We start from the raw sequence: 25,443 nt of genomic DNA on the forward strand, positions 1-25,443 counted from the left end.
GAAGTCGTCCAGCATCGGCTCCATCAACAGGCTGTGGAAAGCGTGCGACACCGACAGACGGCTCGTCTTACGACCCATCGCCGTGAAGTGCTCGCCGATCGCCAGCACCTCGCCCTCAACGCCCGAAACCACCACGGACGTCGGTCCGTTGATCGCGGCGATAGAGACCGTCTCGGTGAGCAGCGGCAGGACCTCGTCCTCCGACGCCTGCACCGCGACCATCGCGCCACCCCCAGGCAACGCCTGCATCAACCGCCCACGCGCCACCACCAACCGAGCCGCGTCCGCCAAGGACAGCACCCCGGCCACGTGAGCCGCAGCCAGCTCGCCGATGGAGTGACCGACCAGCACATCCGGCCGTATCCCCCACGCCTCGACGAGCCGGAACAGGGCCACCTCGACCGCGAACAACGCAGGCTGCGCATAACCCGTGGCGTTCAACGCACCCGGATCCTCACCCCACATCACCTCACGCAACGGCCGACCCAGATACCGGTCCAGCTCAGAGGCCACCTCATCGAGAGCGGTGGCGAACACGGGAAAGGTGTCGTACAACCCACGCCCCATCCCCAACCGCTGCGCCCCCTGCCCCGTGAACAGGAAGCCGAGCTTGCCCTCCCGCACGCTGTCGGTGCCGCCGAGTGTCTCCAGAGCACGGGCCAGTTCCGCGCGGTCCGCGCCGACGGCGACCGCGCGGTGTTCGAGGGCCGCACGGGTGGTGGCGAGGGCGCGTGCCGTGGCGGCGAGGCGGTCGTCGGGCAGGGTGTCGAGGAAGGCGAGGAGCTTGTCCGCCTGGCCGCGCAGGGCCTCCGGGGTGTGACCGGACACCACGAGCGGCAGCACCGCCGGAGCGCCGGAGCCACCCTCGGTGCCGGCCGTCCCCGGCTCCTCGGGCGCCACCGTCTCCTGGGGCGCCTCCTCCACGATGACGTGCGCGTTCGTACCGCTGATGCCGAAGGACGACACGCCCGCCCGGCGCGGGCGCCCGACGGCCCGCGGCCATTCGCGCGCCTGCGTCAGCAGCTCCACCCGGCCGGCTTCCCAGTCGACCTGGTCGGAGGCGGTCTCCGCGTGCAGGGTGCGCGGCAGCAGGCCGTGCCGCATCGCCAGGACCATCTTGATGATGCCCGCGACACCGGCGGCGGCCTGCGTGTGGCCCATGTTCGACTTGATCGAGCCCAGCCACAGCGGCTCACCGGTCTCCGGACGCTCCTGTCCGTACGTCTCGAGCAGCGCCTGGGCCTCGATCGGGTCGCCCAGCCGGGTCCCCGTGCCGTGGCCCTCGACCGCGTCCACGTCGGCCGCCGACAGCCCGGCATCCGCCAGCGCGGCCCGGATCACCCGCTGCTGCGAGGGGCCGTTGGGTGCCGTGAGGCCGTTGCTGGCACCGTCCTGGTTGACGGCCGAACCGCGCACCACCGCCAGCACCTGGTGCCCGTTGGCCCGCGCGTCCGAGAGCCGCTCCAGCAGGAGCAGGCCGGCGCCCTCGCCCCAGCCGGTGCCGTCGGCGCCGACGCCGAAGGACTTGCAGCGGCCGTCGGAGGCCAGGCCGCGCTGGCGGGCCATGTCGGTGAAGGTGTCCGGGGTGGACATCACGGTGACACCGCCGGCCAGCGCCAGGGTGCACTCGCCCCGGCGCAGCGCCTGGGCGGCCCAGTGCAGGGCGACCAGGGAGGAGGAGCAGGCGGTGTCGACGCTGACGGCGGGGCCCTCCAGTCCCAGGGTGTAGGCGACACGGCCGGAGACGACGCTGGCGAGGCTGCCGTTGCCGTGGTAGGCGGCGACGTCCTCGGGGAGCGGTCCGAGCCGGAGGCCCCAGTCGTGGTACATCACCCCGGCGAACACGCCGGTGCGGCTGCCCTTGGCCGAGTGCGGGTCGATGCCGGCGCGTTCGAAGGTCTCCCAGGCGACTTCGAGGAGGAGCCGCTGCTGGGGGTCCATGGCGTGGGCCTCGCGCGGGCTGATCCCGAAGAAGGCGGGGTCGAACCGGGGGGCGTCGTAGAGGAACGCGCCGTCGGTGGAGTAGGTCTTGCCGGGCTTGCCGATCTCCGGGTCGTACAGGTCGGTGGGCCAGCCCCGGTCGGTGGGGAAGGGGCCGACGGCGTCGGTGCCGTCGGCGACGAGCCGCCACAGGTCCTCGGGGAGCGTGACACCGCCGGGGTAGCGGCAGGCCATGCCGATGATGACGATCGGGTCGTCGTCATCGTCCGCTGCGGCGTGCCGTGCGGGGATCGCGGAGGTCGCGGGGGTCGCGGAGGTCGCGGCCGAGGTGGTCTGCGCGGCCTGGCCGAGGAGCCGGGTGAGGAGGTTCTCGGCGAGGGCGGTGGCGTTGGGGTGGTCGAAGGTCAGGGTGGGGCTGAGGCGCAGGCCGGTGGCGGTGGAGAGCCGGTTGCGCAGCTCCACGGCCGCCAGTGAGTCGAAGCCGGCTTCGGCGAAGGCGCGGGTGGCGGTGAAGTCGTCGGCGCTGTCGTAGCCGAGGGCGGCGGCGGCCTCGGTGCGGACGATGCGCAGGACGGTCTCCAGGCGGGCCCGCTCGTCGAGTGCGCGCAGGGTGTCGGCGAGGGTCGCACCCGCGACGGCGGCCGGTTCGGAGGCGGTCGCGGCGGCCCGGCGGACGGGCCGGCGCACCAGGGCGCGCAGCAGGGTGGGGATGTCGTCGGTGCGCTCGCGTACGGCGCGGTGGTTGACGCGGACCGGCACGACGGCCGGGGTGTCGTGGGTGAGGGCGAGGTCGAGGCGTTCGAAGTTCTCGGCGAAGCTCAGGGAGTCCAGGCCGAGGCGTTCGATGCGGGCCAGGGCCGCGTCGTCGAGGGTGGCGCCCATGCCGCCGCCGCCCGCCCACAGGCCCCAGGCGAGGGAGGTGACGACCTGCCCGGCGGCGGCGCGCCGGGCGGCCAGGGTGTCGAGGAAGAGGTTGGCGGCGGCGTAGTTGGCCTGGCCGGCGCCGTCGAGGACGGTGGAGGCGGAGGAGAACAGCACGAAGGCGCGCAGGTTCATGTCCCGCGTCAGCTCGTGCAGATGCCAGGCACCGTCGACCTTGGGCCGCATGACGGCGTCGAGTCGTTCGGGGGTGAGGGCGGCGGCGAGTCCGTCGTCGATGATGCCGGCGGCGTGCACGACGGCGGTCAGCGGATGGCCGTCGGGTATCTCCGCCAGGATGCGGGCCAGTGCGTCCCGGTCGGCGACGTCGACGGCGGCGACACGGACCTCGGCACCCGACTCCGCGAGATCCGCGCACAGTCGGGCGGCGCCCGGGGCGTCCACGCCGCGCCGGCTGGTCAGCACCAGGTGCCGTACGCCGTGCACGCCGACCAGGTGGCGGGCGAGGTCGGCGCCGACGCCGCCGGTGCCGCCGGTGATCAGGACGGTGCCGCTGGCGTCCCAGGGCTGTTCGCGGGGTGTCTCGGGCTCGGGCACGGCGGCCAGGCGCGGGATGTACGCCTGCCCGTCGCGCAGGGCGAGTTCGGGTTCGCCGGTGGCCAGTGCGGCGGTCAGGACGGCCTCGGACGCCTCGGTGCCGTCGGTGTCGACGAGGACGAAACGGCCGGGGTTCTCCACCTCGGCGGAGCGGACCAGACCCCACACGGGTGCCTGGCCGAGGTCCACGTCGGTGCCGGGCACGGCGGCGCCGCACCGGGTGACGACGACGAGCCGGCTCTGGGCGTACGGCTCCTCGGTGATCCAGGTGCGGACGACCTCCAGCACCTGGCCGGCGACGGCGCGGACGGCGGCCGGGACGCCACCGTCGAGCAGGGCGGGGGTGGCGGGGACGCGGTAGAGGACGCTGCCGGTGACGGCGGGGGCGGTGGCGCCGACGAGTCCGGCCATCGTGGTGAGGTCGATCGCGTCGGCGAGGTCGACCGGTTCGGCGTCCCGGTCCGGTGTGCCGCTGCCCGGTGCGGTGCCGGGCAGCGGCAGCGTCAGTGGCAGCGGCTGCCACTGCACGCTCAGCAGCGGGTCGCGGCGGGCGTTCTTCAGCTGGTCGCCGGAGACGGCGCGCAGCAGCAGCGAGTCGATCGCGGCCACCGGCCGGCCGGCGGGGTCCGTGAGGGCGACGGCGAGTTCGTCGCGGCCCCGGGCGGTGATGTGGACGCGGACGGTGGCGGCGCCGGTGGCGTGCAAGGTGACGCCGCCGAAGCAGAACGGGATCCAGGTGCCCTGGAGGTCCTCGCCGGCGAGGGCGTGGTCGGCGGGGTGCAGGGCCGCGTCGAGCAGCGCCGGGTGCAGTCCGAAGGCGGCGGCGTCGGCGCGCGCCGAATCCGGCAGGGCGACCTCGGCGAACACCTCGCCGGCACGCCGCCATACGGCGCGTACGCCGTGGAAGGCGGGCCCGTAGCCGTAGCCCTGTTCGGCCATGTCGGGGTAGAGGGTGCTGACATCGACGGCCTCGGCGCCGGCCGGGGGCCACTGGCCGGCGAGGGAGCCAGGGGCGTCCGCCCCCGAGGGGGCGAGCGTGCCTGCGGCGTGCCGTACCCAGGCGGTGTCGTCGGCGCTGTCCTCGGGACGCGCGTAGCAGTCGACGGTACGCCGCCCGGCCGCGTCGGCCGCTCCGGCGACGACCTGCACCGCGACCCCGCCGGCCTGCGGCAGCACGAGCGGCGCGTGCAGGGTGAGCTCCTCCAGCACCGGGCAGCCGGTCTCGGTGCCGGCGCGCAGGGCGAGTTCGACGAAGGCGGTGCCGGGCAGCACGGTGACGCCGGAGATCGTGTGGTCGGCGAGCCACGGGTGGGTACGCAGCGACAGCCGGCCGGTGAGGACCGTGCCGTCCGCGCCGGCGAGACCGACCACCGAACCGAGCAGCGGGTGTTCGGCGGCGAGCTGGCCGAGGCCGGACGGGTCGCCGCCGTCCCGCTCGGGCGTCAGCCAGTAGCGGCGGGTACGGAAGGCGTACGTGGGCAGGGCGACGCGGCGCGCGCCCGGGTACAGCGCGGACCAGTCGACGGCCGCGCCCCGGGCGTGCGCGAGGGCGACGGCGTGCAGGGTCTCGTGGACGTCGTCCTTGCCGGCGCGCAGCAGCGCGGCGAACGCGGTGGTGCCGGCGGCCGGCTCCGGCAGGCAGTCCTGGGCGATGGCCGCGAGGACGGCGTCGGGGCCGAGTTCGAGGAAGGTGCGTACGCCGCCCTCGCGGCTGAGCCAGTCGATGCCGTCGTGGAAGCGGACGGCCTCGCGCACGTGCCGGACCCAGTGGTCGGGGGAGCAGAGCTCCTCGGCGGCGGCGAGACGGCCGGTGAGCGTGGACACCACGGGGATGCGCGGCACACGGTAGGTGAGGATCGCGGCGACGCGGCGGAACTCGTCGAGCATGGGCGCCATGAGCGGCGAGTGGAAGGCGTGGCTGACGCGCAGCCGCTTGGTCTTGCGGCCGCGCGCGGCGAAGGTCTCGGCGAGTGCCAGTACGGGTGTCTCGGCGCCCGAGATCACCACGGCCTGCGGGCCGTTGACGGCGGCGATGCCGACCTCGGCGGCGAGCAGCGGCCGCACCTCGTCCTCGGTGGCCTGGAGGGCGACCATCGCGCCGCCGGTGGGCAGTTCCTGCATGAGACGCCCGCGGGCGGCGACGAGGGCGGCGGCGTCCTCCAGGTCGAGGACGCCGGCGGCGTGCGCGGCGGCGATCTCGCCGATGGAGTGCCCGGCGAGGTAGTCGGGCCGTACCCCGAGGGACTCCAGCAGCCGGAACAGGGCCACCTCGACGGCGAACAGCGCGGGCTGGGCGTACCGGGTCTCGTCGAGCAGCGCGGCGTTCCCGGAGCCCTCCGGTGCGAACAGCACGTCCCACAGGGACACGTCGAGTTGCAGGTCGAGGTAGCCGATGGCGTCGGCGAGCGCGTCGGCGAACACGGGGAACGCGCCGTACAGGGCGCGGCCCATGGCGAGCCGCTGGCTGCCCTGCCCGGTGAAGAGGAACGCGAGGCGTCCGGCGGGGGCGGTCCCGGTCCGTACGTCGCCGCCGTCCGCACCGTCCGCGACGGCCCGCAGCGCCGTAAGCAGCCCCTCCCGGCCGTCGGCGACCACGACGGCCCGGTGCTCGAGTGCGGTGCGGGTGGTCCCGAGCGAGAACCCGAGGTCGGCGAGCGAGATCTCGCTCGCCCCTTCGACGAACGCGGTCAGCCGCTCGGCCTGCGCCCGCAGCCCGGCCTCGGACCGCCCGGAGACGGCGAGCAGCGCGGGCATCCCGTCCGGCCCCGCAGCCGACTCCTCGGCCGGCTCCACGGCCGACTTCTCGGCCGGGGAGCCGGTCTCCTCCGCGGGCGGCTCCTCCAGGATCAGGTGCGCGTTGGTGCCGCTGACTCCGAAGCCCGAGATGCCCGCGCGGCGCGGGCGGTCGGTGTCGGCGGGCCACGCCACCGGCTCGGTGAGCAGGCGTACCGTGCCCGCCGACCAGTCGACGTTGGGCGTGGGCTCGTCGACGTGCAGGGTGCGCGGCAGGACGCCGTGCCGCATCGCCATGATCAGCTTGGCGATGCCGGCGACCCCGGCCGCGGCCTGGGTGTGGCCGATGTTGGACTTCACCGAGCCCAACCACAGCGGCTGTCCGTCCGCGCGATCGCGGCCGTAGGTGGCGATCAGGGCGCGTGCCTCGATCGGGTCGCCGAGCGTCGTACCGGTGCCGTGGGCCTCGACGGCGTCGACCTCGTCCGGGGTGAGGCCCGCGTCGGCGAGGGCCTGGAGGATGACGCGCTGCTGGGCGGTGCCGCTGGGCGCGGTCAGACCGTTGCTGGCGCCGTCCTGGTTGATCGCGGAGCCCCGGACGAGCGCGAGCACGGGGTGTCCGTGGCGGTGGGCGTCGGACAGCCGCTCCACGACGAGCAGGCCGGCGCCCTCGGCGAAGCCGGTGCCGTCGGCGCCCGCCGCGAACGCCTTGATCAGGCCGTCGGGGGCGAGCCCGCGCTGCCTGCTGAACTCGGTGAACAGCCCGGGGGTGCTCAGCACCGTGATGCCGCCGGCCAGCGCCAGGTCGCACTCGCCGCGCCGCAGCGACTGCACGGCCAGGTGCAGGGCGACCAGCGAGGAGGAGCAGGCGGTGTCGACGGTGAGCGCGGGCCCTTCCAGGCCGAGGGTGTAGGCGACCCGGCCGGAGGCGACGCTGAGGGCGCCGCCGGTGACGAGGTAGCCGGTGAGGTTCTCGGGCGCGTCCTGCACCCGGGTGCCGTACTCGGTGGGCCCGGCGCCGACGAAGACGCCGGTGCTGCTGCCGCGCAGCGAGGCCGGGTCGATGCCGCCGCGCTCCAGGGCCTCCCAGGCGGTCTCCAGGAGCAGCCGCTGCTGGGGGTCCATGGCGAGCGCCTCGCGCGGGCCGATCCCGAAGAACTCGGCGTCGAACTCGGGTGCGTCGTAGAGGAATCCGCCGACCCGGCTGTAGCAGGTGCCGGGCTTGTCGGGGTCGTCGTCGAAGAGGGTGTCGAGGTTCCAGCCGCGGTCGTCGGGGAAGGGACCGACGGCGGTACGGCCCTCGGTGAGCAGCTCCCACAGCTCGTCGGGGGTGCGCAGGCCGCCCGGGAGACGCATGCCGAGGCCGACGACGGCGATGGGATCGTCGTCGTCACCGGCGGCCCGCGGGCTGACCACGCCGACGGGACCGGTGCCGAGTCCGGTGCCGGATCCGAAACGGGATCCAGCACCGGTCCCGAGGAGTTCGGCGCGCAGATGGTCGGCGAGCAGTTCGGGGCTGGGGTGGTCGAACGCGGCGGTCACGGGCAGATGCAGTCCGGTGGCGGCGTTGAGCCGGGCGTGCAGTTCGACCAGGCCGATGGAGTCCAGGCCGAGTTCCTTGAAGGAGCGGCCGGTGTCGGTCACGGACTCGGTGTCGGGCCGGGTCGTGGCGCGCAGCACCTCGGCGGCCCGAGCGCACACCAGGTCCAGGAGGATGCGCCCTTGCTCGGTCTCCGGCAGGCCGGCCAGCCGGTGGGCGAGTCCGGCCCCCGGCCGGGCCTCCGCACCGGACAGGGGTTCAGCGTCAGGAACGAAGCCCGCGGACATCTGCACGCTCCAAGCTCGGTGTCGTTTGCTGTGGGCTGACTCAGCCACGAGGTCCTCGCACGCTAGGTCGGGTCCGATTCGTGACGACACCCCTAACGACCCCGGCTGTTTGCCCCGCGGGGCACACCACGCGCTCCCGTCACCCGCCCCCGCGGCCGGGCCCGGATCTGCGCTTTTCCCAGCGTGCGTACGGGTTTCCGGCCCTCGGGGGCGGGATCAGGGGGGTGGGCCGGGTTCTCGCTCACGGCGTGCCCGCCTTCAATGGCCCCCGGCACTGCCCTCGGCACTGCCCCTGGCCTGCCGAGGGGCGGGCCTGCCGGACGACGAGACGGGTGAGGCATGACTGTGTCCGACGTTCAGGTGAGAGTCGCCGAACTGCTCGCGATCAAGGAGGCCGCCGGGTTCGGCCCGTCCCGGCGCGCCTCGGAGGCGCAGCACTCGCGGGGCAAGCTGACGGTCCGCGAGCGCCTCGACCTGCTGTTCGACCGGGGGACGTTCCACGAGATCGAGCAGCTGCGCCGGCACCGGGCGACCGGCTTCGGCCTGGAGGACCGGCGCCCGCACACCGACGGCGTGGTCACCGGCTGGGGCAAGGTCGACGGCCGCACGGTGTTCGTCTACGCCCATGACTTCCGAATCTTCGGCGGCTCGCTCGGCGAGGCCCACGCCGAGAAGATCCACAAGGTGATGGACCTGGCGCTGTCCGCCGGCGCCCCGCTGGTGGCCCTCAGCGACGGCGCCGGGGCGCGCATCCAGGAGGGCGTCACCGCGCTCGCCGGGTACGGCGGCATCTTCCGCCGCAATGTGGCCGCCTCCGGTGTGATCCCGCAGATCAGCGTGATGCTGGGCCCGTGCGCGGGCGGCGCCACCTACTCCCCCGCGCTCACCGACTACGTGTTCATGGTGCGGGACATCGCGCAGATGTACATCACCGGCCCCGACGTGGTGCAGGCGGTCACCGGCGAGAAGATCTCCCACAACGAGCTGGGCGGCGCGGAGGTGCACTCCTCGGTCTCCGGGGCGAGCACGTTCCTCTACGACACCGAGGAGGACTGCCTGGCGGACGTACGGCATCTGCTGTCGCTGCTGCCGTCGAACAACCGTCAACTGCCGCCTTCGGTACGGTGCGACGACCCGGCCGACCGCCGCAACGACGCACTCCTGGACCTGGTGCCGGCCGACCCGAACCGCTCGTACGACATGCGTGCGGTGATCGAGGAGATCGTCGACGACGGCGACCTGTTCGAGGTGCACGGCACCTGGGCGACGAACATCATCTGCGGCCTGGCCCGGCTGGACGGGCACGTCGTGGGCATCGTCGCCAACCAGCCCGCCTCCCAGGCGGGGGTGCTCGACATCCACGCCTCGGAGAAGGCCGCGCGATTCGTGCAGACCTGCGACTCGTTCAGCATCCCGCTGGTGACCCTGGTGGACGTCCCCGGCTTCCTGCCGGGCGGCGCGCAGGAGCACAACGGCATCATCCGGCACGGCGCGAAGCTGCTGTACGCGTACTGCGCGGCGACCGTGCCACGGGTGCAGATGATCCTGCGCAAGGCGTACGGCGGGGCGTACATCGTGATGGACTCCCGCTCGATCGGCGCGGACCTGTCCTTCGCCTGGCCCACCAACGAGATCGCGGTGATGGGCGCCGAGGGCGCGGCGAACGTGGTGTTCCGCCGGGAGATCGCCGCCGCGGACGACCCGGAGGCGGCGCGGGCGCAGCGCGTCAAGCAGTACCGCGAGGAGCTGATGCACCCGTACTACGCGGCCGAGCGCGGCCTGGTCGACGACGTGATCGACCCGGCCCGCACCCGCTCGGTGCTCATCGAGGCGCTGGCCGTGCTGCGCGCCAAGCACGCCCCGCTGCCGGAGCGCAAGCACGGCAACCCGCCGTTCTGACGGACGACGCTCCGACGAAGGTGAGGCGAGATGACCCCGGCCACCGAGCCACTGGTACGGATCGTGCGCGGCGCCCCCGACCCCGAGTCGGTCGCCGCGCTCACCCTGGCACTGCTGCTCGCCACCGCCGCCCGGACGGACGGCGACGGCGAGAGCGAGGGGCCGCCGACAGCGGCCTGGGGCCCGGCGCGCGGCTGGCGCCCGCCGGGCAGCTGGACCTCGGCGTGAACGACGCGCCGAGGCACGGCACAGACACGTACGAACGTTCCGCAGAGAGGACTCGGGTCCGACGATGACCGAAGCGACGACGGCGGCCGGGGCATGGGTGCGCCGGTTCCACCCGGCCGAGGACGCCGCGGCCCGGCTGGTGTGCTTCCCGCACGCGGGCGGCTCGGCCAGCTACTACTTTCCTGTGTCACGGGCGCTCTCCCCGCGCCTGGACGTGGTGGCCGTGCAGTACCCCGGACGCCAGGACCGGCGCCACGAGCCGTGCGTGGACGACGTACGGCGCCTGGCGGACCTGGCGGCCGCCGAGCTGCGGCCCTGGTGCGACCGGCCGCTGGCCCTGTTCGGCCACAGCCTGGGCGCGACGCTGGCGTTCGAGGTGGCGCTGCGGCTGGAGGCGGACGGCACGAAACCACTGGTGCTGTTCGCGTCGGGCCGCCGGGCCCCGTCCCGGCACCGGGAGAACGAACGGGTCCACCTTGCCGACGACGAACGGCTCATCTCCACGATCAAACGCATGAGCGGCACGGACGCGGCGGTCCTCGCCGACGACGAACTCCTCCGCACGGTCCTGCCCGCCATCCGCGCCGACTACAAGGCGGCCGAAACCTACCGCCACCACCCGGGCCCACCCCTGGCCTGCCCGCTGGTGGTCCTGAACGGCGACCGGGACCCCGAGGTCACCGCCGAGGAGGCCGAAGCCTGGACCGACCACACCTCGGCCGACTGCACCTTCCACTGGTTCCCCGGCGGCCACTTCTACCTCAACGACCACGCCCCCGAGGTGATCGCCCTGATCCGTGACGAGGTCCTGAACCGCCTGTGACCGAGGACCCCGGCCGCGTGCCCTCCGGGACGGTGTGTCAGAGGATGGCGAGCCGGTCCACCAGCAGCTCCACCCTCGGATCGGCGTCCTCGGGCAGCAGGCGGCCCGCGCGGCTCAGGGTCGCAAGGCCGTGCAGGGCCGCCCAGAACACCTCGGTGAACAGCCCCGGGTGGACGCCGTCGCCCGCGACCTCGTCGAGAGTCTCCAGCAGGGCGGCGAAGGCGTCCTTCAAAGGCTCGGGGGTGTCCTCCTGCGCGTACGCCAGGCCGCCGTCGAGCTGGAACAAGGCGTCGTAGACCGCCGGGTTGCGTGCGGCGAAGTCGAGATAGGCACGGGCCAGGGCGGCGACCCGGGCGCGCGGGCCGTCCGCGGCGGAGGTCGCGGCCCGCACCGCCGTGGCCAGTTCGGTGGCCCCCTGGAGGGCGACGGCGCCGATGATCTCGCGCTTGCCGCGGAAGTGGCTGTAGAGGACGGGCTGACTGTATTCGATGCGCTCGGCGAGCCGGCGCGTGGTGACTGCGTCCCAGCCCTGCTGCTCGGCGAGTTCGCGGGCTGTCGCCACGATGAGGCGCTCGCGCTCCGCCCGTTCACGCTGCTTGCGTTCCTGTACCGACATGAATCGATCCTAGCACCGCTAGACAATCGAGCGGCAGCAGTACTAGCGTTGCCTCATCGGCTAGCAACGCTAGTTCAACGGGAGGGATCGTCATGCTCAACGCACTCGAGGTCGTCACCACCGTCGTCGTAGGCCTGATGGTGGGGGTGGAGTTCTCCGTCGCCTTCATCATGAACCGGATCCTGGACGCGCTTCCCGAGGACAGCGGCCAGCTCGGCCACGCCCACGGCGGCCGGATGCTCGGCGCCCTGATGCCGTTCTGGTACATCGGCTCGCTCGTCCTCAGCGCGATCTGGGCCGTCGCCGGATGGCACCACCACGGTGCCGGACTCGTCGTCACCGCCGCCGGACTGCTGATCGTCAGCGTGGTCATGTCGATGCTGCTGCTGGTCCCGATCAACAACCGGAACAAGACCTGGACCCCCGAGAACCGGCCCGCCGACTGGAAGGAGCAGCTGCACCGCTGGGGCCGCTACCACTACGTCCGCGTCGCCGTCATCATCGCCGCCTTCGCCCTGCTCGCCGCCGCCCTCGTCTGACACCACGGCTGCCCCGAAGCTGCGCAAGGAGAAGAACAATGTCGCTGAAGAAGATCAACACCGTCCTGGTCGCCGCCTTCATCGTCTTCATCCTCTGGTTCGGGACGGAGTTCATCCTGAGCCCGGAGACGACGGCGCCGGGCTTCGGCCTGCCGAGTTGGCCGTCCGGCGACGGCGGCGGCTTCCTGATCATCAAGGGTATCCGTGACGTCGTCCTGGCCCTGGTCCTGGGCATCCTGCTGGTGACCGGCCACCGCCGGGCGCTGGGCTGGGTGCTGCTGGTGGAGGCCCTCGCCGCGTACGGCGACATGGCCACCGTGCTGGCCCACCACGGCTCCGTGGCCACCGCGCTCGGCGTCCACTGCCTGACCGCGACACTGATGGTGGTCAACGGCCTGCTGATAATGCGCGAGACCCGCAGGGTCGCGGCCGCTCCGGCAACACCCGCCCCGCAGCCCGCCTAGGGCGCGGATCGCCTTCAAAGGCGGGCCGACGCCTCGAGGGGCACCTCCGCCCATACCGTCTTGCCCACGGGGTGGCGAGGCGCCCACCCCCAGCGCACTGCCAGCACGTCCACGAGGAGCAGTCCTCGTCCGGACTCTCCCTCGGGGCACGACGTGGGCGGGACCGTGGGCGGCCGCTTCGCGGAGGCGGCGTCCGCGACCTCGACACGGACCAGGCCCGCGGTGGCGTCGAGGGAGAGCCGGAGGCCGAAGTCGCGTCCGGGCACCCGGCCGTGCTGGACGGCGTTCGCCGCCAGTTCGCCGACGACGAGAGCGACCGTGCACGAGACGTCCGACGCCGGCGGGTGACCCCACTCCTCCATGCACCGGACGGCGAGACGCCGGGCGAGCTGCGCCCCTCTCGGCGAGGAGGCGAACTGCCCGCACGACGAGGCCAGTTCGCCTTCGTCCCCCGGGGTGGTCATTCCTGTCAGCACGGCTCGTCCGCCCTTCTCTGTCGCACTTGAGGCATCCGCGACGTGCACACGTCGTCACGTTCCGTGCCCAAGGGTCGCCGTTTCGCCCTACGCTCAACAGGTGGCGCAGCCTTACTGCTCAGGCCATAAGGAACGGAAGTGACGCTTTGGCCAACGGGATTGACCCCAGCGCTTCGATGGCGGCGCTGTTCGGCGCGCGGGTACGCAGGCTCCGTACGGCGGCCGGACTCACCCAGGCCCAGCTCGGCGCCCGGACACATGTCGTGAGCACACGGATCACCCAGATCGAGCGGGCGTCCGGAGCGAAGCCCACGCTGGAGCTGGCCCGTGCGCTGGACGCGGCCCTCGGTGCGGACGATCTCCTGGTCGAGTTGTGGCCTTACGTGTACCGGGAGGCGTTTCCGGACTGGTCGCGGAAGTTCATGGAGTACTCGGAGCGGGCGGTGGCCCTCCGTGAGTACGCAGCTCATGTGGTGCCAGGCTTGTTGCAGACGGAGGACTACGCGCGATCGGTCCTGAGAGTCGGTCGACCGCTCGGCAGCAAGGAGCAGTTGGAGGAGCGGGTCGCTCTTCGCATGGGACGACAAGAGCGCCTGCGTGCTCCCGATCGCCCCGAGTTGTGGGTGGTCCTCGACGAGGCGGTGCTCAGGCGTCCGGTCGGTGGCCGGGCAGTGATGCGCGAGCAGTTGGCGCGGCTGCTCGGGACGGCGGCGGAACATCGCGTCACCGTGCAGGTACTGCCGTTCGCCCAGGGCGAGCACGATGCCATGGGCGGTTCGCTCACCGTGCTCACCATGCCGGACGGCTCGGAGACGGCCTACACGGAAGGCGCGCACTACGGCCAACTCATCGAGGATCCGGACGAGGTCAGGAGGTTCGCGCTGACCTACGATCGGCTGCGGGCGGCAGCTCTGCCCCCGCTCATGTCACTGGACATGATCCGATCCGTGATGGAGGACAACCACCGTGGAGCGAAGGTCCCGTCCCGATCTGACCGGCGCCGCCTGGCGCAAGAGCAGCTACAGCAATCAGGAGGGCGGCAACTGCGTGGAGGTGGCCGCCGGGTCCCAGGGGGCCGTCGTCCCCGTCCGTGACAGCAAGGTTCCGCACGGTCCGGCCCTGTGCTTCGAGGCCGCTTCCTGGGCCGCCTTCATAGGCGAGTTGAAGGCCGGGCACCGCCGTCCCTGAGGTGGCCGGGACCCGGCCACCGTCCGTCCTCCGGGCTCACCGGGCCCTTGCCCGCCAGGGGCCGGTGGGCCACTGACCTCCTCAAAAACCGAGGGAAAGAACTACCCGCCCACCCACCCTCCCCGCCGGAAAGCCCTCATCACCCGTCCGGGTGACCGGCTTGCAGCGGCGGGATACGGACGGTTACGTTCGCCGCGACAACCGCAAACAGATACGGCCCCCGGCCGGGACTGGCATCCCGATCGAGGGCCTGACCGATCAGGAAGAGACAGAGACTTCCCGATGGCTGACCGGCAGTCTAACGCGCCCCTGCGCGCCGACGACGGAGCTCCGAAAGCTCCGACCTCCGGCGTGATTCACGTTCGTGACGGCTGCGAACGGGCATTCCGCGCTCCGGAACCCGGACACTGCCGGGAATGCCGATCCGGAAACCATCTCCGTGCGGCCGGGTGACGGCTTCCCCTCCAGCCCGCGGCTGAGGCAGTACCCGGAGCTTCAGGCCGTTCCCCCCATCCAGCCCGCCGCGTCCAGCCGGAACGCCCCGGGCGCCACCACGGTGCTCAGGTCGTCCTCGATGGCGCTCAGGCGGTCCTCGCCCAGTCGGGCGGCCCACTCGGTGCGCAGCCGGTCGAAGATCGCGGCCGAGCGGGCCAGGACGTCGAAACCGCGTGCGGTCAGGCGCACCACCTTGCGGCGGGCGTCGGCGGGGTCGTCGGCGCGCTGGGCGTAGCCGAGGGCGACCAGGCGATCGACGGTCTTGCCCGCCGCCTGCTTGGAGATGCCCAGGCGGCGGGCGATGTCGCTGGCGGCGCTGCCCTCCGGACCGATCGCCTGGAGGGCGAACCCGTATGCCGGGCGCACCTGCGGGTGTCCCTGCTCGGCGAGTTCGGTGTGCAGCGCGTCGATGAGCGTCCTGAAGCCCGCGAACAGAAGCAGCGGCAGCTCGTAGCCGGCTCTCGGCCGGTCGGCGTCGCCGCCCTGCGCTTCCGCGCCCTTCCCCGGAAAGGCAACCTGGTTTACCATCTCATCGTCAACCATGTTGACCATCTTAGGAGGTGCCATGTTCGCCGCACACACCATGGAGAGCGCCCCCGAGGCGTCGCGACCGGCGATGCGGTCCGTCGCCGACGGCTTCGGCGGGGCGCTGCCGGACGCCGTGGCCCGGCTGGCCGCGTCACCCGAGCTGCTCAACGGATTCCTGTCGCTGAGCGCGAGTTTCGAGCGCTGCACCCTGGACCCTCTCTCCAGGGAGACCGTCATCATGACGGTCGCCGTCCGCAACCAGTGCCACGTCTGCATCGCCCTGCACACCGGCAAGCTCCGCAAGCTCGGCGCGGACCCCGAGCTCGTCGCCGCCCTGCGCGAGGAACGCGCCCCGGCCGACGTACGGCTCGCCGCGATCCGTGCGTTCACCCTCGACGTCCTGACCACCGCCGGCGCCGTGGACGACGACGCGGTCAAAACCCTCCTGGCTCACGGGTACACCGAGCGCAACGCCCTGGAAGTCGTCCTCGGCATCGGCACGTACACGATGTCGACCTTCGCCAACCGCCTCGTCCGGGCGGCATGACGGCGGAGCCGTACAGGGGGCCGGTTCAGAGGGCCGGTTCAGAGGGCCGGTTTCAGAGAGTCAGGCTGATCGCCGCGCCTATGCCGCCCAGGAGGAGGGCGACGGCCGCCTCGGGCCAGCCGCCCGAGCCCCAGCGGAAGAACCGGTCCACGGCCAGCCGGCCCGGGCCGAGGGCGGCGACGGCCAGGGCGACCACGGCGATGCAGACGTTGTACTCGACCCCCTGCTCCGTGACCCACAGGCCCTTCGCGCCGGTCACCGTCACCATGGCGTTGATCATCACGCCGATGAGAGCGGCGGCGGCCAGCGGGGTGAGCAGCCCCAGGGCCAGGCCGAGGCCGCCGAGGAACTCGGAGGCACCACCGATCACCGCGAAGACGTTTCCCGGACGGTAGCCGAGGCTCTCGAAGAACCGGCCGGTCGCGGTCAGGCCCTGACCGCCGAAGAGACCGAACAGTTTCTGGGCGCCGTGCCCGGCCATCAGCAGCCCGAAGGTCAGTCTGAGGAGCAGAAGTCCGCAGTCGGCCGCGGACGCGAGGGGGGCGGCGGTGCCGTGCGCGGCCGTTTCCGTCGGGCGCGCGGGACGGACCAGGATGCGCTTGGTAACCATTGAATACTCCGGATGGTCCGGAATGCCCCGGATGTTTCCGATCCTTTCGCAGTCGTCACCGTCGTGCATCTGGGACGCGACACGAAGGGCCGGCTCGGGGAGCCCTCCTCTCCGAGCCGGCCCTTCGGGCATCGAAAAGCGCGCGAATCAGAACGTGACGGTCGCGCCGACCTGGTGGTACTGACCGAGGGTGCCCAGCGCGGTGCCGAGGGCACCGGCCGTGGCGGCCTGGGCCTGGCCCAGGACGTCCGAGTCGCTGATCGCCGTCGGGCCGGCGACGACACCGGCGTGCGGGCTCAGGCCGCCCAGGCCGCCGGAGACGCCGTCGAGCTCGGCGTCGGAGATCTCGGTGGTCCGGATCTGGGGAGCGGAGTTCATGTGGGAACTTCCCTTCGCATGGGTGTGGCACAAGGGGCGGTCCCGCTGGGGACTGCGAGCCGCCGCGACCGCCGGCGTGCGGCATCCGATTCCGGACGCCTTCGCTCCACCGGCGGCGCAACGGATCAAACCACGGAGCACGCCGCGCATCTATTCAACGAACGCTCCCGCCAGGTCCGTTGGACGCTCCGGTTACGCATCTGTGTGCACGCCGCCACGAAGAGGGAGCAGCTTCTCTACATGCTCCACGACATGGTCGACGAATCCTGAAGTGACAGGTGTTGCCAGAGTGGTTGCGAACGGGACACTCCGCACCAATACGGCGCGGCGCGGCAGGCTTTCCCGCCCCCTCACCGTCTCCCGTGCCGCCGTTGCGCAATCGCCGTGAAGATTCGCGGCAGCCGGGCCCGGCAGGCCGCCACCCAGCGAACACCACCGGGCACAGAAACAGGAAGTTTCATGATTTTACGGACAAAAGCCATCCCATTCGCGTCCTGCACCGTATCCAGTACAAGACCCGCTCAAGGAGGAGCGGACAGGAGAGGAAGCACGCAATGGCGATCTTCAAGGATCTCTTCCCGGCCAAGAGCCACGGTCACGGGGGCAGTGGCCACGGAGGTCACGGCCACGGCGACCACGGCCACGGCGACCACGACCACGGACACGGATCCGGACACGACGACTCCTCGAGGAGGGGACGTCGGCACGGTTCGCGTCACGGCGACTACTGATACATGAGGAACACCACAACCACTGACAAAGGGCCCAAACGGCCGAGCGGACCGGCGCACGAGGGAGCCGGTCCGCTCCGTCGGCATGCCCGCCCGCAGGCTCTCCGGCAATTGCTGCGCGGTCTGCTGTCGGTCGGCACGGACACGGACGCCGTGGTCGCGGCCGCCCCGCCGCTGTCCGTCCGCGAGGTGTTCCGCCGGTTCTGGCCGTACACGCGCGGCCGGCGGGGGCGCCTGCTGCCGCTCGCGCTGTTCAGCGTGCTCGGGCCGCTCGTCGACGGCGGGGAGCTGTGGCTGTTCAAGGTGGTGGTGGACGAGGTCCTCGTCCCGAGGGATCTGTCGCCGTTCCTGTGGATCGCCCCCGCCTATCTGGGGCTCATCGTCGTCTCCGGGATCCTGGGGTTCGCCGACGACGTGCTGTCGGCGTACGTCAGCGAGAGCTTCCTGCTGGCACTGCGCTCCGATGTCTTCCGGCACGTCCAGGGTCTGTCGCTGGGGTTCTTCGAACGGCGGCGGCTCGGGGACCTGCTGTCCCGGGTCACCGGTGACGTGGACGCCGTGGAGACGTTCCTGCTGTCCGGTGTGGCGGACGTGCTGTACTACGTCATCCAGTTGGGCGTCTTCCTCGGTCTGCTCTTCTATCTGAGCTGGGACCTCACCCTCCTCGCCCTCGTCATCGTGCCGCTGTTCTGGGGCGCCGCCCGGCACTTCTCCCGGCTGGTCAAGGAGGCGTCCCGGGAGCGCAGGCGCCGCAGCGGCTCGCTCACCGCGGTCGCCGAGGAGTCGCTGGGCAACGTCGCCCTGGTCCAGGCGTACAACCGGCAGGCCTGGGAGGGCCACCGCTTCGAGCGCGAGAACATCGGCAAGTTCCACGCCGCGATGGCCTCGGCGCGGATCCGCGCCGTCTACCGGCCGCTCGTCGAGCTCATCGAGGTCTGCGGCGCCCTCGCCGTCATCGGCCTGGGCACCTGGAAGCTGGCCCAGGGGCAGCTCACGCTGGGCGGCCTGCTGGTCTTCCTGGCGCTGATCAGCAAGCTCTACGGTCCGGTCCGCGACCTCTCCCGGCTCGGCACCACCTTCTACTCCGCCTCCGCCTCCGCCGAACGGATCGCCGAACTGCTCGACCAGCGGCCCCAGGTCACCCAGGCCCCCGACGCCCGGCGGATCCGGCGGGCGCGCGGCGAGATCGAGTTCGACGCGGTCTCCTTCCGCTACCCCGGCACCACCCGCCCGGCGCTGTCCGGCGTCTCCTTCCACGTCTCCCCCGGCGAGACCCTGGCACTGGTCGGCGCCAGCGGGGCCGGCAAGTCCACCGTCGCCAAGCTGCAACTGCGCTTCTACGACCCCGACCTGGGCGCCGTGCGCCTCGACGGGGCCGATCTGCGCCGCCTCGACCTGACCGACGTACGAGAGAGCGTCGCGGTCGTCCTCCAGGAGACGCTCGTCCTGCACGGCACGGTCCGGGAGAACATCGCCTACGGCCGGCCCGACGCCACCGAGGCCGAGATCGTGGCGGCGGCGCGCGCCGCCGACGCCGACGGCTTCATCCGGCTGCTGCCGGACGGGTACGACACGGTGGTCGGCCAGCGCGGCCGGACGCTGTCCGGCGGGCAGCGCCAGCGCCTCGCCATCGCCCGCGCGATGATCAGGGACGCGCCCGTGCTGCTTCTGGACGAGCCCACCACCGGACTCGACGCCCAGTCCGGCCACCGGATCATGGACCCGCTGCGCCGCCTCATGGCCGGCCGTACGACCGTCGTCATCTCGCACAACCTGCTCACCGTCCGCGACGCCACCCGCGTGGTGGTCCTCGACCACGGTCGGGTCGTCGAGTCCGGCACCCACGACGAGCTGTTCCTGCGCGACGGCGCCTACGCCCGCCTCCACCGGCTGCACGCCACGACCGGCCCGGCGGGCACCGTGCCCGGTCCGGCGGGCACGATGACCGGGCCTGAGGGCAACGGATCGGGGAGGGTGCGGCCGTGACCGAGACCCAGGTGCGTGCTTCGCCCGGCCCCGCCCCGCCGCCACCGCTGCCGCCGGGCACCCGGCCGGTCCCCGGATACGTGTTCCTCGGGCACCTCACGCGCACCGGATGGCTGGACCTGTACGACTCCTGGAGCGAGGAACGCGACTGCCGGTGCGTCATCAAGGTGGTGCGCCCGGACCGCCACGGCGAGGCGGACCTGACCGAACGACTGCTGCGCGAGGGGCAGTGGCTGCGCGACTTCACCCACCCGCACCTGGTCCGCGCCTACGAGGTCTTCGTGTCGCCCGAGCCCCTCGTCGTCCTGGAGACACTGAGCGGGGAGACCCTGTCCCATCTCGTCCACCGGCTGAAGCGGCGGCCGGCCGCCACCGACCTGGCCGTGCTCGGGGCGCAGCTGTGCTCCGCGGCCCACTATCTGCACGGCCGGGGCCTGCTGCACCTGGACCTCAAGCCGTCCAACGTCGTGGTGGAACGCGGCCACGCCAAGGTGCTCGACCTCAGCCTGGCCCGCCCGCCGGGCCTGGCCCCGCCCGGGATCGGCACCTTCGCCTATCTCGCTCCGGAGCAGGCACGCGGCGAGCCGCTCACGGCCGCGGCCGACGTGTGGGGCATCGGCGTCACGCTGTACGAGGTGGCCTGCGGCAGCCTCCCCTTCACCGCGCCCGGCGACCACTGCGCGAGCTCGTACGGCCACGACTCCGAGGACGAGCGATACCCGCAGCTGGAGGAGACGGCCCCGCCGATCGCGGCACGGCGGCGACTGCCGTGCGAGCTCGCCGCGCTCGTCGACGGCTGTCTGCGGGCGGACCCGCGGGCACGGCCCACGGTCCCGGACCTGGCGACGTCCCTGCGCGCACTGCTCCCCTCCCCCGAGACGCACGAGTGACAAGACCCCGGCGCGGGTGAGAGGAACTCAGGTCTCCGCGCCCGTGGCGAAGTGGGTGGTGGCCAGCACCGTGCCGTCGGGTTCCGTCAGCCGGGCGCCGGAGAGCCCCGCGCGGCCGACACCGGCCGGGGTGGGGGCTCCCCACGAGCCCTGGCCCTTGTGGAGGCTGAAGCTGCCGACCCGGACGCTGCTGCCGTCCTTGTGCACCAGCAGGCAGGAGACCCGGCCGCTGTAGGGGGTGCCCGCCCCGGCGAGGTCGACGGTCATGAAGATCCAGCCGGGGGTGCCCGCGTGGGCGTAGACCTCGCCGGCCGGCCTTCCCGCCTGGGCCTGGGCGGACATCAGGCCGCCCCACAGCATGTCGGTGTCCCGGTTCGCGGTGGGCGGAGCGGGGCGGGACATGGTGTCCTCGATGGCCGTGCCGACCGACCAGCCGCCGAACCCCACGGCCAGGACGCACACGGTGGCGACGGCGGCGACCCCGGGCCGTATGCGCCGGGCGAACCGGCCCCGACGGGGCCGGCCGGGCACCCGGGCGAGCCTACGGCCCTCGTGTGCCGCCGCGCTCGCCGCCGCGTCCTGCGTCAGCACCTGCGCCACCCGGGTCTCGAACCCGACCGGCGGCTCGCTGCCCGGCAGCAGCCCGATCAGCCGGTCGCCGACCTGGGTCAGCTGCCGGATGTGCTCACGGCAGTCCGCGCACCGCTCAAGATGCGCGACGGCGCCGGCCCGCTCGCGGCCGGGCAGCACCCCGAGAGCGAGTTCGGCGCCGATCTCGCGCAGCTTGTCGCACATCACGTCATTGGGCATGGTCGTCGCCTCGGCACTCGGACGCGAGCGTGGTCCGCAGCTTGCCCATGGCCGCCCGGACCCGGGTCTTGGCCGTGCCCAGCGGGATGTGTTCCCGGTCGGCGATCTGCTGGGCGGTCATGCCGTAGATGCCCGCCATCACCAGTGCCCGGCCCTGCTCGCGTGGCAGTTCCGCCACGGCCGCCCGGAGCCGGGTCGACGCCTCGTCGGCCAGGGCGTGCTGCTCTGGGGTCTCGCTGACGACGCCCAGGATGGCGTCCAGGTCCTCGGGCGGCACCGGCTCCGATCTGCGTGACCGGACGGCGTCGATGGCGAGGTTGTGGGCGATGGTGGTCAGCCAGGTCGTCACCGATCCGCGCCGCGAGTCGTAGATCTGCGCATGACGCCACGCCCGCTCGAACGTCTGCTGGGCGATGTCCTCGGCGAGTTGCGGGTCTCCGGTGACGGCGATCGCGACACCGAAGACGCGATGCTGGAACCTCCTCACGAAACTGACCGCGAGCTCCGGGTCACCGAGGGCCAGCCCGGACAGCAGAGCCTCGTCCGGGAGACGGCCCACAGTGAACCGAAATCTCGACATATCCCTATATACGGGTCGGAAGCGCCTCGGGATTTCCCGGCTGATACGGAATCCCATATTCCAATTCTCCTCCGGGCCCGCTCCCCCGCATGTTCTTCCGCGGGCCCGGCCGCGCGGATGCCGTGCCGGCCGGCGACCCGCTCGGTCAGAGCGCGTCGGCGATGCGGTCGACCTGGTCGGGGTCGAGGCCGTAGCAGTAGAGCATGACCTCGTCGGCGCCCAGGTCTCCGTAGGCCGTGATGGCCTCGCGGACGGCCCGCGGGGTGGTGAGCATGCCGGAGACCATGCGGTCGGGCATGCCGGTGAAGGCGTAGTACGCGTGCATGGCGGCCCGAGCGTCCTCGACGACCTTTTCCGGGCCCAGCGCGACGTTCATCTGGGCGACGAGGCGCGGGGCGCCCTCGCGGCCGTACTCCTTCCACTGGCCGCGCACCGTGTCGAACAGGCCGTCCGCCCAGGACGGCGGCGCGGCGGCGAGGAAGCCGTCGCCCCAGCGGGCCACGCGCTCCAGAGCGACGGGCTTGAAGCCGCCGAAGAGCACCTCGGGACCGCCGGGACGGAACGCGGCCGGACCGATGGGGCCCACACCGTCGCCGTACGGTTCACCGGACCACAGACGGCGCAGCACCGGCATCTGTTCGTCCAGGCGGCGGCCCCGGGTGCGGATGTCGACGCCCGCGGCCCGGTGGTCGTCCTCGCGGCCGCCGATGCCGAGGCCGAGGACCAGGCGGCCGCCGGTCATCCGGTCCAGGGTGGCCGTCTGCTTGGCGAGCAGGGCGGTGTCCCGCAGCGGGGCCAGCAGCACCTCGGTCTGGACACGGATCCGGGACGTGGCCCCGGCGAGGACGGCGAGGGCGACCAGCGGTTCGGGGTTGTCGTACACGAGCCGGTCGAGCAGGCCGAGGGTGGTGAAGGGGCCGGCCTCGGCGCGCCGGGCCCAGGTGAGCAGGGTGGCCGGGTCGCCGATGGGAAGACCGATTCCGACGTTCATGAAGAGCCTCCGTGGAGAGGAAACGTGCGACAGGGAGAAGGACGGGTCGACAAGGACAGTTGCCGCCCTCTCCTGCGCCTCGGCACGACGACTCGGCGAGGCGGGACGCTCCCGCTCTGCGGCGTACTTCCGGGGAGGTCTCTTCGAAGTGCCGCCAGTCTAGGCCGCGTCCGGCCACGGGAACCAACGGTTTTCCCGCCGGTGCCACGTCTCGTCGTACGGGTGGTGCGGATCGTACGGATGGTGCGGGTCGTGCGGGTCGTGCGGTGTCCGTCGGTGGAACCACCCGTCCCGGTGAGGCAGTCTGTCCCCTCGTGGGGAGCGTTCCGAATCAGGGTGGTGCGCCGGGTGACGCGGCCGGCGCGCACATGGTGGTGTGCGGTGACGACGGCCTGGCGCACCGGCTGGCCGCCGAGCTGCGCGGTGTGTACGGCGAGCAGGTGACGCTGGTCGTGCCGCCCTCCGGGCGCTCGGTACGGCCACCGGTGGTGGGCCGCGTCCGCGCGGCGTCGGCGCTGCTGGACCGGGTGGTGAGCGCGGCCGTGAGCCGGGCCGGTGGCAACGGGGGCGGCGGCAACGGCAACCGTGACAGTGAGGGCGGCCAGAGCGGTCAGGGAGGTCAGGGAGGTCAGGGAGGTCAGGGCGCTCCGGGCGGTCAAGCACCTGTCGCCGACCGGGTGTTGGAGGCCGCCGAGCTGACCGAGGCCGTGCTCGCGGAGGCGGGCGTGGACCGGGCGACCGCGATGGCGCTGGTGTACGACGACGACGAGACCAACATCCGTGCCGCGCTGACCGCGCGTCGGCTCAACCCGCGGCTGCGGCTCGTGCTGCGCCTGTACAACCGGCGGTTGGGGCAGCACATCGAGGAACTCCTCGACCAGGCCGCCGCGTTGGCGACCGGGGACGACGACACCTGGCTGGGCGCCGACGCCTCCACTACCGTGCTGTCCGACGCCGACACGGCCGCGCCCGCGCTCGCCGCCAGTGCCGCACTCGGAACCACCAAGGTGGTGCAGACGGACGGGTTGCTGCTGCGCGCGGTGGAGCGGCAGCCGCCCGCACCGGGACAGGTCGCCGACCCCGGGCTGTGCACGCTCGCGCTGCTGTCGGCGACCAGCGGTGATCCGGCCGGCGCGGACGGGTCCGAGGGCAGCGGCGACCAGCGCCCCCACCTGCTGCCGGACGAGACGGCGGTACGCGAGGCCACCGGCCGCGGGACCGTGGTGCTGGAGCAGGTGTCGTACGCCGCCGGCCGGGGTGCCGCGGGGCGCGGGGTGGGGGTCGGGGCCGTTCCCCCGCTGACGTCGCTGTTCTCACGGCGGCTGCGCTGGTCGCTGGCGGGGCTGGTGGGGTGCGTCTTCGCGCTCGCGGTGGCGCTGTGGCTGGTGACCGGGGTCCATCCGCTCGGTGCCCTCTATCTGACGCTGCTGGACCTGTTCGCGATCGACGATCCGGCGATCGGGGCGCCGACCGGACGTCAGGTGCTGCAACTGCTGTCCGGGCTGGTCGGGTTGTTGTTGCTGCCGGTACTGCTGGCGGCGGTGCTGGAGGCGCTGGGTACGTTCCGGTCGGCGTCCGCGCTGCGCAAGCCGCCGCGCGGGCTCGGCGGGCATGTGGTGCTGCTGGGGCTGGGCAAGATCGGCACGCGGGTGCTGACGCGACTGCGGGAACTGGGCATTCCGGTGGTGTGCGTGGAGTCGGACCCCGAGGCGCGGGGGCTTGCCACGGCGCGGCGGCTGCGGGTGCCGGTGGTGCTCGGGGACGTCACGCAGGAGGGCGTGCTGGAGTCCGCGAAGATCCACCGCGCCACCGCGCTGCTCGCGGTGACCAGCGCGGACACCACGAACCTGGAGGCCGTGCTGTACGCCCGGTCGGTGCGGCCCGATCTGCGGGTGGTGCTGCGGCTGTACGACGACGACTTCGCGACCGCGGTGTACCGCACCCTGCGGGCCGCGCACCCGCACGCGCAGACGCGGAGCCGGAGCGTGTCGCACCTGGCGGCGCCCGCGTTCGCCGGGGCGATGTTCGGGCGGCAGATCCTGGGGGCGATCCCGGTGGAGCGACGGGTGCTGCTGTTCGCGTCGGTGGACGTCGACGGGCATCCGCAGCTTGAGGGCAGGACGGTCGCGGAGGCCTTCCGGGCCGGGTACTGGCGGGTGCTGGCGCTGGACACGGACGCCTCGGCGAGTGCGAGTGCGGGTGCGAGCGCTGGTGCTGGTGCGGACGCGGGGCAGGGAGCGGCGGCGCAGGGCCGTCGCGAGCCGGCCGCCCAGCAGGCGGCCGAGGAGGGGGGACGCGCCTCGGGCCTGCTCTGGAACCTGCCCGCCACGTACGTCCTCCGCAAGGAGGACCGCGTGGTGCTCGCCGCGACGCGGCGCGGACTCGCGGAGCTCCTCGGCCGCCGGTCCCGGCAGCGGACGGTGACGTAGGCGGCGGATGCGGGCCTCCGGGTCCCGCCCCCGCCGCCCCCACCCGTCCCTTCCAAGGGGCTCCGCCCCTTCGACCCCGTCAGGGGCTTCGCCCCTGACCCCACCGGGGCTTCGCCCCGGACCCCGTTTCCCACCTGCCCACCCGTCTCGGTGAGATGAGAGGGCACCCCCTGGGGCTCCGCCCCAGACCCCCGCGGGGGCTCCGCCCCTGCACCCCAGGGCTCGTGCCCCGACCCGGACTCCGCCGTGCCGCCCTCC

General features: G+C 72.9%; 20 protein-coding genes. 11 read left to right on the forward strand and 9 right to left on the reverse strand.

Translation table 11 applies throughout. The features are described 5' to 3' along the window. Nucleotides 1–7,977, reverse strand: a 7,977-nt coding sequence (locus IE318_RS08525) for a type I polyketide synthase (protein ID WP_189898244.1), incomplete at its 3' end; no start/stop codon positions are given. 339 nt (nucleotides 7,978–8,316) lie between these two features. On the opposite strand from IE318_RS08525, the gene IE318_RS08530 reads away from it, so the two are divergent. The 3 genes from IE318_RS08530 to IE318_RS08540 all read left to right on the forward strand — a co-directional run bounded on the left by IE318_RS08530 (nucleotide 8,317) and on the right by IE318_RS08540 (nucleotide 10,927). Then, entirely contained in the window at nucleotides 8,317–9,876 is a 1,560-nt protein-coding gene (locus tag IE318_RS08530; RefSeq protein ID WP_189898246.1) for an acyl-CoA carboxylase subunit beta, read from the forward strand. A 30-nt stretch (nucleotides 9,877–9,906) separates the two neighbouring features. Beyond that, nucleotides 9,907–10,104, forward strand: coding sequence for an acyl-CoA carboxylase epsilon subunit (locus IE318_RS08535; protein WP_189898249.1), 198 nt, complete (start codon nucleotides 9,907–9,909; stop codon nucleotides 10,102–10,104). Between the two features lie 64 nt (nucleotides 10,105–10,168). After that, on the forward strand, nucleotides 10,169–10,927 hold the full coding sequence (locus IE318_RS08540; protein WP_189898251.1) for a thioesterase II family protein: 759 nt from the start codon (nucleotides 10,169–10,171) through the stop codon (nucleotides 10,925–10,927). Nucleotides 10,928–10,964: 37 nt separating this feature from the next. On the opposite strand, the gene IE318_RS08545 is transcribed toward IE318_RS08540, so the two are convergent. Beyond that, the gene (locus IE318_RS08545; RefSeq protein ID WP_189898253.1) at nucleotides 10,965–11,543 is read right to left on the reverse strand and encodes a TetR/AcrR family transcriptional regulator; all 579 of its coding nucleotides are present in this window, start codon (nucleotides 11,541–11,543) and stop codon (nucleotides 10,965–10,967) included. A 92-nt stretch (nucleotides 11,544–11,635) separates the two neighbouring features. Here IE318_RS08545 and IE318_RS08550 point away from each other — a divergent pair, with 92 nt between their 5' ends. Beyond that, a complete protein-coding gene (locus IE318_RS08550; RefSeq protein WP_189898255.1) occupies nucleotides 11,636–12,082 on the forward strand; it encodes an anthrone oxygenase family protein in 447 nt (148 codons plus the stop codon). A gap of 38 nt (nucleotides 12,083–12,120) precedes the next feature. Beyond that, nucleotides 12,121–12,546 carry a DUF4267 domain-containing protein gene (locus tag IE318_RS08555; RefSeq protein ID WP_189898257.1) on the forward strand — a complete coding sequence of 142 codons (426 nt, stop codon included), beginning with the start codon at nucleotides 12,121–12,123 and terminating at the stop codon, nucleotides 12,544–12,546. A gap of 14 nt (nucleotides 12,547–12,560) precedes the next feature. Here IE318_RS08555 and IE318_RS08560 read toward each other — a convergent pair whose 3' ends face one another. After that, a complete protein-coding gene (locus IE318_RS08560; protein WP_189898259.1) occupies nucleotides 12,561–13,010 on the reverse strand; it encodes an ATP-binding protein in 450 nt (149 codons plus the stop codon). Between the two features lie 188 nt (nucleotides 13,011–13,198). On the opposite strand from IE318_RS08560, the gene IE318_RS08565 reads away from it, so the two are divergent. Beyond that, nucleotides 13,199–14,116 (forward strand): helix-turn-helix domain-containing protein, encoded by a 918-nt coding sequence (locus IE318_RS08565; protein ID WP_189898625.1) that lies wholly within the window; start codon nucleotides 13,199–13,201, stop codon nucleotides 14,114–14,116. After that, complete coding sequence (locus tag IE318_RS44785; protein WP_229903415.1) at nucleotides 14,076–14,210, forward strand: DUF397 domain-containing protein; 135 nt, start codon at nucleotides 14,076–14,078, stop codon at nucleotides 14,208–14,210. Before IE318_RS08565 ends, IE318_RS44785 begins: the two co-directional genes overlap by 41 nt. A gap of 495 nt (nucleotides 14,211–14,705) precedes the next feature. Here the strand turns inward: IE318_RS44785 and IE318_RS08570 are convergent, their stop codons facing one another. Beyond that, the gene (locus IE318_RS08570) at nucleotides 14,706–15,257 is read right to left on the reverse strand and encodes a MarR family winged helix-turn-helix transcriptional regulator (RefSeq protein ID WP_189898627.1); all 552 of its coding nucleotides are present in this window, start codon (nucleotides 15,255–15,257) and stop codon (nucleotides 14,706–14,708) included. A 13-nt stretch (nucleotides 15,258–15,270) separates the two neighbouring features. Between IE318_RS08570 and IE318_RS08575 the strand changes: the two genes are divergently transcribed. Next, the gene (locus IE318_RS08575) at nucleotides 15,271–15,780 is read left to right on the forward strand and encodes a carboxymuconolactone decarboxylase family protein (protein ID WP_189898262.1); all 510 of its coding nucleotides are present in this window, start codon (nucleotides 15,271–15,273) and stop codon (nucleotides 15,778–15,780) included. A 52-nt stretch (nucleotides 15,781–15,832) separates the two neighbouring features. Here the strand turns inward: IE318_RS08575 and IE318_RS08580 are convergent, their stop codons facing one another. Together IE318_RS08580 and IE318_RS08585 are read right to left on the reverse strand one after the other, a co-directional pair. Next, nucleotides 15,833–16,390 (reverse strand): DoxX family membrane protein, encoded by a 558-nt coding sequence (locus tag IE318_RS08580; protein WP_189898265.1) that lies wholly within the window; start codon nucleotides 16,388–16,390, stop codon nucleotides 15,833–15,835. 147 nt (nucleotides 16,391–16,537) lie between these two features. Then, nucleotides 16,538–16,768, reverse strand: a complete 231-nt coding sequence (locus tag IE318_RS08585) for a hypothetical protein (protein ID WP_030180165.1) — start codon at nucleotides 16,766–16,768, stop codon at nucleotides 16,538–16,540. Nucleotides 16,769–17,610: 842 nt separating this feature from the next. Between IE318_RS08585 and IE318_RS08590 the strand changes: the two genes are divergently transcribed. Together IE318_RS08590 and IE318_RS08595 are read left to right on the forward strand one after the other, a co-directional pair. Then, nucleotides 17,611–19,485: an ABC transporter ATP-binding protein gene (locus tag IE318_RS08590; RefSeq protein WP_229903405.1), complete on the forward strand. Its 1,875-nt coding sequence runs from the start codon at nucleotides 17,611–17,613 to the stop codon at nucleotides 19,483–19,485. Next, nucleotides 19,482–20,375 carry a serine/threonine-protein kinase gene (locus tag IE318_RS08595; RefSeq protein WP_229903406.1) on the forward strand — a complete coding sequence of 298 codons (894 nt, stop codon included), beginning with the start codon at nucleotides 19,482–19,484 and terminating at the stop codon, nucleotides 20,373–20,375. Before IE318_RS08590 ends, IE318_RS08595 begins: the two co-directional genes overlap by 4 nt. Nucleotides 20,376–20,402: 27 nt before the next feature. On the opposite strand, the gene IE318_RS08600 is transcribed toward IE318_RS08595, so the two are convergent. The 3 genes from IE318_RS08600 to IE318_RS08610 all read right to left on the reverse strand — a co-directional run bounded on the left by IE318_RS08600 (nucleotide 20,403) and on the right by IE318_RS08610 (nucleotide 22,756). Then, entirely contained in the window at nucleotides 20,403–21,185 is a 783-nt protein-coding gene (locus IE318_RS08600; RefSeq protein ID WP_189898270.1) for a hypothetical protein, read from the reverse strand. Continuing rightward, nucleotides 21,175–21,765: an RNA polymerase sigma factor gene (locus IE318_RS08605; RefSeq protein ID WP_030180178.1), complete on the reverse strand. Its 591-nt coding sequence runs from the start codon at nucleotides 21,763–21,765 to the stop codon at nucleotides 21,175–21,177. Before IE318_RS08605 ends, IE318_RS08600 begins: the two co-directional genes overlap by 11 nt. A gap of 145 nt (nucleotides 21,766–21,910) precedes the next feature. Beyond that, nucleotides 21,911–22,756 (reverse strand): LLM class flavin-dependent oxidoreductase, encoded by an 846-nt coding sequence (locus IE318_RS08610; protein ID WP_189898272.1) that lies wholly within the window; start codon nucleotides 22,754–22,756, stop codon nucleotides 21,911–21,913. A 368-nt stretch (nucleotides 22,757–23,124) separates the two neighbouring features. Between IE318_RS08610 and IE318_RS08615 the strand changes: the two genes are divergently transcribed. Continuing rightward, nucleotides 23,125–25,185: an NAD-binding protein gene (locus IE318_RS08615; protein WP_189898631.1), complete on the forward strand. Its 2,061-nt coding sequence runs from the start codon at nucleotides 23,125–23,127 to the stop codon at nucleotides 25,183–25,185. The last annotated feature ends 258 nt before the right edge of the window (nucleotides 25,186–25,443 follow it).

The sequence above is a fragment of the Streptomyces spiralis genome, assembly GCF_014654675.1.
In the GTDB taxonomy this organism is placed as follows: domain Bacteria; phylum Actinomycetota; class Actinomycetes; order Streptomycetales; family Streptomycetaceae; genus Streptomyces; species Streptomyces spiralis.

Bases quoted from the DNA above. Each gene is read 5' to 3' on its own strand.
- IE318_RS08530 (WP_189898246.1), top strand. From the start codon at position 8,317: ATGACTGTGTCCGACGTTCAGGTGAGAGTCGCCGAACTGCTCGCGATC.
- IE318_RS08535 (WP_189898249.1), top strand. From the start codon at position 9,907: ATGACCCCGGCCACCGAGCCACTGGTACGGATCGTGCGCGGCGCCCCC.
- IE318_RS08540 (WP_189898251.1), top strand. From the start codon at position 10,169: ATGACCGAAGCGACGACGGCGGCCGGGGCATGGGTGCGCCGGTTCCAC.
- IE318_RS08545 (WP_189898253.1), bottom strand. From the start codon at position 11,543: ATGTCGGTACAGGAACGCAAGCAGCGTGAACGGGCGGAGCGCGAGCGC.
- IE318_RS08550 (WP_189898255.1), top strand. From the start codon at position 11,636: ATGCTCAACGCACTCGAGGTCGTCACCACCGTCGTCGTAGGCCTGATG.
- IE318_RS08555 (WP_189898257.1), top strand. From the start codon at position 12,121: ATGTCGCTGAAGAAGATCAACACCGTCCTGGTCGCCGCCTTCATCGTC.
- IE318_RS08560 (WP_189898259.1), bottom strand. From the start codon at position 13,010: ATGACCACCCCGGGGGACGAAGGCGAACTGGCCTCGTCGTGCGGGCAG.
- IE318_RS08565 (WP_189898625.1), top strand. From the start codon at position 13,199: ATGGCGGCGCTGTTCGGCGCGCGGGTACGCAGGCTCCGTACGGCGGCC.
- IE318_RS08570 (WP_189898627.1), bottom strand. From the start codon at position 15,257: ATGGTCAACATGGTTGACGATGAGATGGTAAACCAGGTTGCCTTTCCG.
- IE318_RS08575 (WP_189898262.1), top strand. From the start codon at position 15,271: ATGTTCGCCGCACACACCATGGAGAGCGCCCCCGAGGCGTCGCGACCG.
- IE318_RS08580 (WP_189898265.1), bottom strand. From the start codon at position 16,390: ATGGTTACCAAGCGCATCCTGGTCCGTCCCGCGCGCCCGACGGAAACG.
- IE318_RS08585 (WP_030180165.1), bottom strand. From the start codon at position 16,768: ATGAACTCCGCTCCCCAGATCCGGACCACCGAGATCTCCGACGCCGAG.
- IE318_RS08600 (WP_189898270.1), bottom strand. From the start codon at position 21,185: ATGCCCAATGACGTGATGTGCGACAAGCTGCGCGAGATCGGCGCCGAA.
- IE318_RS08605 (WP_030180178.1), bottom strand. From the start codon at position 21,765: ATGTCGAGATTTCGGTTCACTGTGGGCCGTCTCCCGGACGAGGCTCTG.
- IE318_RS08610 (WP_189898272.1), bottom strand. From the start codon at position 22,756: ATGAACGTCGGAATCGGTCTTCCCATCGGCGACCCGGCCACCCTGCTC.
- IE318_RS08615 (WP_189898631.1), top strand. From the start codon at position 23,125: ATGGTGGTGTGCGGTGACGACGGCCTGGCGCACCGGCTGGCCGCCGAG.